Origin of the sequence: Flavobacterium odoriferum, from assembly GCF_025499515.1 — a bacterium.
Lineage (GTDB): Bacteria > Bacteroidota > Bacteroidia > Flavobacteriales > Flavobacteriaceae > Flavobacterium > Flavobacterium odoriferum.
This window is the reverse complement of the sequence record NZ_JAMKFA010000025.1, coordinates 1-2,120: the sequence shown is the minus strand read 5'-3', so window position 1 is coordinate 2,120 and position 2,120 is coordinate 1. Positions and strand designations below refer to the sequence as shown.

Here is a 2,120-nt window from a genome sequence, read left to right as displayed (position 1 = left end):
GCGAAGCGTTATGTGGCAGTTCGGAAAATATATTGTGTGCAACGTGTTGCCGCTTGTGGCAGTTGCGTAAATTTAAGACAAAAGATTACAAGTACAAAACTCCTCGTGGAATTTTCGGAGAAAATTCCGAACACAAGCCAAGCCTAGCAATTGCTACAAACGGCTGTTAGCGACCGTTTTTTCTTAATTCTATTACTTCTTCCTCAAAGTAATCACCTGAAGTATTGTATTCATCATATTTTTTGCTTTTTATTTTTAGTAAACTATCATTAACTTCATAAATTTCCCATAAAAAGTGATTGTTATTAAATGAAATTACAGTTTCAAGTTTTAGTAAAATAAAATTATTTGAATTAGATATTATATATTTAGATTTTGATCTAAAATTTAAAAACTCATAATAAATTGTATCCTTTTTAATTATAAATTTTGGTGGCCATATTTTTTTATTATTTTCAGTATTTAGAGTAGGGGGTGGAATTGGTATATATTCCATTTCAATAGAATTATACTTTTCATCAATCCATTCGCCATATAAAATTGATTTTTTCCATTTAGGTTTTTGCTCTAAAATTTTAAAACTTTGTTCATTTGTGGAAATGTTTTTCAGAAAATATTTTTCGATAGAATCTTTTTTTATTCCAAAAACGTTGTTGTTAAATAATATGAAATTACTGTTGTCATAATCAACAAACTTCCAGGGCATTTCTTTAGGTTTATTGCCTTCATTGTCTATGAAATAATAAGTAGAGTCTTTGAAATCTATATAAAAAGGTTCTATTTCTGAATTTCCATAAAACAAGAAAGTCCTATTTTTTATTTGATTTTCATTTACTTTATCATCGACTTTATTACAACTAATAATAGTTACAATCATAAATGAAATAATATATTTTAGGTAGTTTTTCATAAAATGGTCGCTAACGTTCCCAGGCTTTGCGAGGTTGCGAACTAAAGAAGCCGAAACTTTCGGTTTAACACTGAACTCAAAGATACAAAATCAACTTTAAATTAAGCCTAAAACCCGCAATCTTGCAAAACCTGTGTTAGCAGAAGATTTAATTAATCAAGTTGTTTCCAATCAGGATTTTTTTCAGTTACCCAACTAAATTCCGCACCATCTAATGTTTCAACATCGTATTTCCAATTATCATTTTCAGATTTTGGACTGTCATACAAGTAGAATATTTTGTTATTCTTTAGATTACAAGCTATAATTAAATTATAAATTGGACGATAACTTTCTATTTCTCCTTCGGCATATGCAGTTGTTATATAATCTTCACCATTAATTTTAGCAGAACCATAATTTAGAACAGCAGGATTTGCGAAAGTAAATTTTGTTTTTAAGTCACTTTGTAATTTTTCTATCGCAGGTTTTGTTTTTGTATCCATGTAACTTTCTCCTAACATAAAATCTTTAGAGTTTTTATCAATATCAGAAATTAATAAATACTTATCACATTCACCAGAACCACTTCCACAAACTCTTCCGAAAATTGCATAAGTTTGTTCCGTTAATTTAATTATTTCGTAATTTCTTATGCCTTCTTCAAGTTCAGGGTCATTAAAAAATGATTTACTCTCATTTATTTCTTTAATTAATTGTTCTTTTGAATTACATTTTTTTATTACTTCAAGTACTTTATTGTTATCTAATTCAATACAAGAAAAATTTAGATTATCCTTAATAATTTTATCAAACTCTTTTATAAGTTCATTTTTCTTAGGACTATTATTTTGGAATTCTTCAACTACTGAAACCACATAAAAATGTTTTAAAAAATCTACAGAATTTGTTTCATTAATTGAACTTTTAAGTTCAAAAAGTTCATCTGTAGAATTAACTTCAGTAAAATTTTTAACTTCTTCTTTTTTAGCACAAGAAACTATTGTAATTGTTAATAGTGAAACTAATAAAATCTTTCTCATAATAAATTAAATATTTTTAGTTGACCTACTTTTATTTTTATAGTCGTATTTTCGGCTTTCTCGACTTTATAATTTCTTGATAACGTTTTTTTTTCCGTTTTATTATCAAAATTTTCTGCTAACGTTCTGTGGCTTGCTCTCAGTGGCGTTGAACCAACACCAAGCCATTACAAATATAACAAAACATT

General features: G+C 27.2%; 2 protein-coding genes. Both read right to left on the bottom strand.

Translation table 11 applies throughout. The annotated features are described in order from the left end of the window. Positions 1-166 precede the first annotated feature (166 nt). Entirely contained in the window at positions 167-910 is a 744-nt protein-coding gene (locus M9Q43_RS13510) for a hypothetical protein (RefSeq protein WP_262319393.1), read from the bottom strand. A gap of 152 nt (positions 911-1,062) precedes the next feature. Continuing rightward, positions 1,063-1,932, bottom strand: coding sequence for a hypothetical protein (locus M9Q43_RS13505; RefSeq protein ID WP_262319392.1), 870 nt, complete (start codon positions 1,930-1,932; stop codon positions 1,063-1,065). Between the last annotated feature and the right edge of the window lie 188 nt (positions 1,933-2,120).

Bases quoted from the DNA above. Each gene is read 5' to 3' on its own strand.
- M9Q43_RS13510 (WP_262319393.1), bottom strand. From the start codon at position 910: ATGAAAAACTACCTAAAATATATTATTTCATTTATGATTGTAACTATT.
- M9Q43_RS13505 (WP_262319392.1), bottom strand. From the start codon at position 1,932: ATGAGAAAGATTTTATTAGTTTCACTATTAACAATTACAATAGTTTCT.